Below are 7,684 nucleotides of genomic sequence, written 5' to 3' on the forward strand. Positions count from 1 at the left end.
TGTCTAATTTCTTCTTTTTTTAGCGTAGAAGAACGAGAGACTACATAAGCTACTAATTGTTTTCCCGTTTGATTTTCGAGGACTTTGACGACATTTTCTTTGATTTGCGGATGTTGTGTGAGGATGGCTTCAATTTCTCCTAGTTCTATGCGAAAACCCCTAATTTTGACTTGATGGTCGATGCGTCCAAGATATTCAATGTTACCATCACTGAGATAACGAGCCAAATCTCCTGTTTTATACAGACGCGCTGTTTTGTCTAGACTAAAAGGATGAGTGATAAATTTCTCTTGCGTTAGTTCAGGTCGGTTGTGATAACCTCTTGCTAATGAAACTCCGCCGATGTGTAATTCTCCCGCGACTCCAATGGGTACAGGATGCAAATGAGTATCTAAAATATAGATTTGGTTATTGGCTATCGGTTGACCAATGGGCGGTAAGACAAGGTTTTGGGCATTTTGAGACAGTTTGAAGGCGGTTACAACATGACTTTCTGAGGGACCATATTGATTTTCTAAAGTACAATCGGGTAAACGTTGCAAAAGATTATTGATGCTGGATGACATTTGCAGTTGTTCGCCGGCGGTGATGATTTCTTTTAAGCTATTCGGTAAAGTGTTTTTCTCTTGGGCGACTTGTGCAAGTTGTTGTAAGGCAACGAAAGGCAGAAAAATTCGTTCAATTTGTTCTATGTCAATTAATTGCCATAAAGCGAAAAAGTCGCGGCGTTGGTCTTCGTTGATTAAAACAAGTGTACCACCCGCACATAAAGTACAAGCTATTTCTTGAAAAGATACATCGAAGCTAATGGGGGCAAATTGTAGGGTTTTTGCGTTGGCTTTTCGGCTACTTTGTTTTTGCCAGAGAATAAGATTGACAAGAGATTGATGGGTGAGTGCAACGCCTTTGGGTTGTCCTGTGGAACCAGATGTATAAATGAGATAAGCGAGGTTTTCGCTTTTCACTAGAGTGTCAGGATTAGTTAGATTAGTGTTAGACCAATCTTGCTCAAGACAAATCGCTCTTATGTTGGGTTTAGAGATTTTTGAGAGTAAATGTTCTTGTGTGAGTAGAATTGTGATTTGTGCGTCGTCGATGATGTAGTTGAGTCGTGCAGTCGGATAATGGGGGTCAAGCGGTACATATGCACCACCCGCTTTGAGGATGGCGAGTAAACCAATTATCATTTCAATTGAGCGCTCGACACTTATCCCGACTCTTGTTTCTGGTCTTACACCCAAGGATATTAGATAATGGGCTAATTGGTTGGCTTTAAAGTTAAGTTGAGAGTAAGTAAGTTGTTGATTTTGGTAGACTAGGGCGACTGCATCGGGTGTTTTTTCGACTTGGGCTTCAAATAACTGATAAATACAATCATTTTTTTGAGGATAATCTATCTGGGTTTGATTCCATTCGACTAAGATTTGTTGTTGTTCAGATTCACTCAAATAAGAAGTTTCACTAATTAATTGTTGCGGGTTATTTATTAAAGATTCTAATAAATTCTGAAAATGTTGGCTGAGGCGTTCTATTGTTTCGGTTTTAAATAAATCAGTCTTGTATTCCCAAATTCCTATTAATCCTTTTTCAGTTTCTTCCATTGAAAGAGTTAAATCAAATTTAGCGGTTTGGGATTCGCTGTCTAAGACGGTTAAGTCTAATTCTCCTAATTTTAATTTATCTTCTGGTGTATTTTGTAAGACAAACATGACTTGAAATAGGGGATTTTGTGTCATGTTTCGTTCGATTTTCAGTTCTTCAACCAATTTTTCAAAGGGAATATCTTGATGTGCATAGCCATCTAAACATATGTCGCGGACTTGTTTAAGTAAGTCGCTAAATGTCGGATTGTTTTCTAAGTTTATTCGTAAAGGTAAAGTATTGACAAAAAAGCCGATTAATGGTTCGATTTCAGCACGATTTCGATTCGCTATGGGTGAACCAATAATCAAGTCGGTTTGTCCACTGTAGCGCGATAAAATGACACTAAATACTGATAAGAGCAGCATAAACAAAGTTACACCCTGTTGATGCGTTATCATTTTCAGTTTAGATGTGATTTCTTGATTGATTTGTAGTGGGAAACTTGCACCTCGGTTAGTGACTAAAGTACTACGAGGATAATCTGTTGGTAAATTTAAGGTTGTTGTACTTTGCTCAAGTTGTTGTTGCCAATATTGTAGTTGTTTGTCTAAATATTCATCAGTTAATATTTCTCTTTGCCACTGTGCAAAGTCAGCGTATTGTATGGGTAATTCCGATAAAGGTGATGTTTTATTTTGACTGAATGCTTGATAGAGTGTCGAAAGTTCTTGTACTAAAATACTCATCGACCATCCATCAGATATAATGTGATGTAAGGTGACTAAAAGTAGGTATTTGTCTTGTCCTAAATTAATTAGGCTAACTCGTCCTAATCTATCTGAAGATAAGTTAAAGGGTTTTTCTATTTCTGTACTAATTAGGTCTGTGATTTTTTGATTAGTTGTGTTTTTTGAGAAATCAATATAGTTAATTTCTGTGTCTACTTCAGGATGAATAATTTGTACGGGAATGCCATCATGGGTGACAAAATTGGTTCGTAAGACTTCATGACGAGTTACTATTTCTGTCCAACTTTTTTGTAAGGCTTCTGTATTTAATTGTCCTGTGATTTGTAGGACAATTGGCATATTATAGGTGCTAGAATGTTCTTCTAATTGGTCTAAAAACCAGAGTCTCGCTTGAGCAAATGATAGGGGTAAGTTAGTAGTATTTCTTTCTCTCGCTTTTATGGGTGGTAATTGTTCGCTTTGTTGTATTTGGGTGATGTGTTGGGCTAATTGTTCAATTGTTGGATATGTAAAAAGACTTTTGACTGGTATTTCTACTTTTAAGTTTTGACGAATTCTGGAGATGACTTGTGTTGCTAAAAGTGAATGTCCCCCCAGTTCAAAAAAGTTATCTTCTCTCTCAATGTTTTCAATGTTTAAAATGTCTGACCAAATGAGGGCTAAGAGTTGTTCTGTAGGGGTTGTTGGTGGCTTTTTGCGCTCGATGCTTTGATTGGGAATAGGTAAAGCATTGCGATTTATCTTACCATTAGGAGTTAAAGGAAATGCGTCCAAAATTACATAAACGGCAGGAATCATATATGCTGGTAGTTTTTCATTACACCAAGCTCGAATTGACGCGCTTTCTATTTCTGAGTCTTTTGTGACAAGATAAGCGATAAGTTTTTGCTTTAGGGGTGTTGTTTGGCTAACAATAACAAGTGATTCGCTGATTTGCGGATGTTGTGTGAGGATGGCTTCTATTTCTCCTAATTCTATACGAAATCCTCGTAATTTTATTTGATTATCGATGCGTCCGACATATTCAATATTTCCATCACTTAAATAACGTGCCAAGTCACCTGTTTTATATAATTTAACCAATGGGTCATTACTAAAAGGATTTGAGATAAATTTTTCGGTTGTTAGTTCAGGTCGGTTCAAATAACCAAGTGCTAGTTGTTTTCCACCAATATGTAATTCTCCTAGTACACCAATAGGTACGGGTTGTAAGTATTGGTCTAAGATATAGGTTTGAACGTTGTTTAACGGTTTTCCAATTGGTACTGTATTGATGTCAATAGATGAAGTTATTTCATATTTTGTGGCGACGACGGTTGTTTCTGTGGGACCATAAGTATTGAATAGACGAGGTGAAGTACCGATTTTTTCTCGCCATAAATTAATACTATTAACGGATGCTGCTTCTCCACCGATGATGACAAGTCTTAAGGTTTCTGGGATGATTTGACCCGTATTAGCGATAAAATTGGTTAATTGTTGCCAATATGCGGTAGGTAAGTCCCATACTGTTATTTCCTCAATTTGACTTTCCTTTAGGAATGTTTCAAATGAGTCAAGCATGGTGGCACTGCGTAGTACTAATGTTGCTCCTGAAGACAATGCACCATAGATTTCTTCTACTGCAGCGTCGAAACTGATGGTCGCAAATTGTAAGATTTTGTCAAATGCTGTGAAATTATAGGTAGATATTGCGGAATTTGTGAAGCTAACTACTGCTTGATGGGGTATCATGACTCCTTTGGGTTGCCCTGTTGAGCCTGATGTATAAATGATGTAAGCTAAGTTATTTGGGTTGACTTGAGTGACTGGGTTGGTGGTGGGGAAAGAGGTTACGTCGAGAGAAAGACTATGTATGTTTGGGACTTTTTCGATAAATTGCTGTAATAGATGTTCTTGTGTAAGTAAGATGTTAATTTGTGCGTCGTTGATGATGTAGTCGAGTCGTGAGGTGGGATAGTCGGGGTCAATTGGTACATATACACTACCAGATTTGAGGATGGCGAGGATGGCGATAATCATTTCAATTGAGCGCTCGACAGATATCCCGACTCTTGTTTCTGGTCTTACACCCAAGGATATTAGATAATGGGCGAGTTGGTTGGCTTTAGAGTTTAGTTGTGAGTAGGTAAGTTGTTGCTTTTGGTAAATAAGTGCAATAGCATTGGGAGTTTTTTCGACTTGCTTTTCAAATAATTGATGGATACACTCAGAAGAATAATTTACCTCTGTTTTATTCCATTCATTTAGGATTTTTTCTTGTTCGGCTTGAGTTAATATATTGAGTTCTCTTATTGGTCGTTCGGTTTGAGTAATAATGTTCTGAATTAGGGTTTGAAAATGCCCTATCATGCGCTGAATCGTTGAGGATTCAAATAGGTCACTATTGTATTCAAATTCTCCAATTAATTCTGATTCTGTTTCTTCAAATGATAATGTTAAATCAAATTTAGCGGTATTCGATTCTATTTTTAAAAGGCTTAAAGTTAAGTTTTCTGTTTTTATTTGACTTAAAGGCTCTTTTTGTAAATCGAACATTACCTGAAACAGTGGATGATAACTCGGATTTCGTTCGGGTTGCAGTTCTTCGACAAGTTTTTCAAAAGGAATATCTTGATGAGCAAAACCATCTAAACAAGAGGAACGCACCTGCTGAAGTAAGTCAGTAAATGTGGGATTATTTTCGAGCTTTATTCTAATGGGTAAACTATTGACAAAAAAACCGATTAGGGGTTCGATTTCTGTGCGATTTCGATTAGCTATAGGTGTACCAATAATAATATCTTTTTGAGCAGAATAACGCGAAAGCAAAACGGCAAAAGCTGTAAGTAATGTTGTAAACAGTGTTGTTCTATATTGTTGACTTAATGTTTCTAATTTTTTCTTAAATAAATTTGTTAATGTAAAAGTTTGAGTTTGTCCGCAAAAACTTTGAAAAACTGGACGAGGTTTATCAGTTGGTAAATTGAGTAATGAAGGTGCATGATTTAATTGTTGTTTCCAATATTGTAGTTGTTGGTTTAAAATATTTCCTTGTAACCATTGTCTTTGCCAAACTGAAAAATCTGCATATTGTATTGTTAAGTTTGATAGGGGTGAGGGTTTATTCTCACAAAATGCTTGGTAAAGTATCCCTAATTCTTTAATAAAAATTTCAATTGACCAACCATCAGATATAATATGGTGCATGGTTAGTAAGAGTACATTGGATTGAGCCTCAAGTTTTATTAAAGTGGCACGAATCAAAGGAACTTTTGTTAAATCAAATGGCTTCTGAGCTTCTTCAGTTGCTAATTGATATACTTTTTCCATTTGTTCTGATTTGACGACAGAATATAAATCAATTTCTAATAAATTAAATTTTAAATTATTTAAAATAATTTGATTTACTGTCTGAGCATTTTCGCTAAATTGAGTTCTAAGAATTTCATGGCGATTAATAATTTCTTGAAGTGATTTTTTTAAAGCAACAATATTTAAAATACCTTGTAAATGCAAGGCAGCCGGCATATTATAAGTAGCGTTTGCCCCTTCTAATTGTTCATGAAACCAAAGTCTAGCTTGAGCAAAAGAAACAGGAATCGGTTTATCTCTTGCGATAGAAACGATTGTTATTTTTTCTTCTTTTTGAGGGTTTAAATTTTGCGATCGCATTTTTTTTAAAAGTAGTTCTCGCTTTTCGGATGAAAGATTTTCTAAGCGTTTTGATAAATCACTCATTTAATATATGCTCCTCTTTAATTGAATTTATTCATCTAATAATTTTTGTATTTCTTCGTCAGATAAATCATTAATTTCTGTTAAAAGTGACTCTAATAGTTCATCATCTACTTGCTCTAATTGTTGGTTGATAATAAACTCAGCTAATCCAATAATTGTCGGAGTTTCAAATAAAGTTCGGAGGGGAATTTCAATTTTAAACTCTTCTCTCACACGCGACATGATTTGGGTTGCTAGTAAAGAATGTCCGCCCAACTCAAAAAAGTTATCATAAATTCCTACTTTTTCTAATTTTAGTATATCTGTCCAAATATCAGCGATGAGTTGTTCTGTTGAATTTCTGGGCGCAATACTTAAATCGTTATTTAATAAATCAGTTTTTGGTAAAGCATTACGCGCCGCGAAGCGGATCTCTGCGAGATCGATCTTACCATTGGGAGTTAGAGGAAATGCGTCTAAAATTACATAAACGGCAGGAATTAGATATTCTGGGAGTTTGTCTTGCAGATATGTTTTAATCTGTGATGTTTCAATGTCTGAGTTTTTTGTGACGATATAGGCGATAAGTTTTTGCTGTTCTGGTATTGCTTGGCTAACAATAACTAATGCTTCATCGATAGCGGAATGTTGTGTGAGTACGGCTTCTATTTCTCCTAGTTCTATGCGAAAACCTCGTAATTTTATTTGATTGTCAATGCGTCCCACATATTCAATATTCCCATCACTTAAATAACGTGCCAAGTCGCCTGTTTTATACAATTTAGCGAAGGGTTTATCACTAAAAGGGTGAGGGATGAATTTTTCGGTTGTTAGTTCTGAACGGTTAAGATAGCCTCTCGCTAGTTGTCTTCCACCAATATGTAATTCTCCAGTTACACCCACTGGTACAGGTTGTAAATAGGGGTCTAAAATGTATAGTTGTGTATTGGGAAAAGGTTGACCGATGGGCGTAATTTTATTGGGCTGATTTGTCAAATGAGTCGATTCAAAATAGGAACTATCAATGGTTGCTTCAGTGACACCATAGGAGTTAATGACGCGAGTATCTGGAGAACACAACTGTTGAATGGCTTGATGTTCACTCAAATACCAAGTATCTGAACCAACAATCAGCAATTTCATCGATTCTAATTTTTGTTGTGTCTGATTTAAATATTGCATCAGGTTTCGTAAAATTGCTGGCACAAATTCAGCACAATTTATTTGTTCTTGTTGTATTAGATGATACAGTTTATCGGGTTCTAGCAAAAATTCTTGAGGACAAATGACTAATTTTCCGCCAGAACACAAACATCTTACCCAGTCGCCAGTAAACACATCAAAGGAAAAACTTGCCATTTGTAAATAATTATGACAATTTTTGGTCAATTGATAGGTACTCGACCATGCGTGATAAATATTGACTAAGCCGAGATGTTCGAGCATGACTCCTTTAGGTTGCCCAGTTGAGCCTGATGTATAAATGATGTAAGCTAAATTGTTCGGTTGAATTTGAGTGACTGGGTTGGTGGTGGAGAAAGTTGATACATCGAGAGAAAGACTGTGTATGTTTGAGACTTTTTCGATAAATTGCTGTAATAGATGTTCTTGTGTGAGGAGAATTGTGATTTGTGCGTCGTCGATGATGTAGT

Annotated in this window: 2 protein-coding genes; both read right to left on the minus strand. The window is 36.1% G+C overall.

From position 1 onward, the window contains the following. Window positions 1–6,053 (minus strand): non-ribosomal peptide synthetase (locus C7H19_RS24540; RefSeq protein ID WP_146136589.1); only part of this gene is annotated, 6,053 nt, incomplete at its 3' end. A gap of 27 nt (window positions 6,054–6,080) precedes the next feature. Next, window positions 6,081–7,684 (minus strand): non-ribosomal peptide synthetase (locus C7H19_RS24545; protein WP_146136590.1); only part of this gene is annotated, 1,604 nt, incomplete at its 5' end.

The organism is Aphanothece hegewaldii CCALA 016 (assembly GCF_003007785.1).
Taxonomy (GTDB): domain Bacteria; phylum Cyanobacteriota; class Cyanobacteriia; order Cyanobacteriales; family Microcystaceae; genus Chroococcus; species Chroococcus hegewaldii.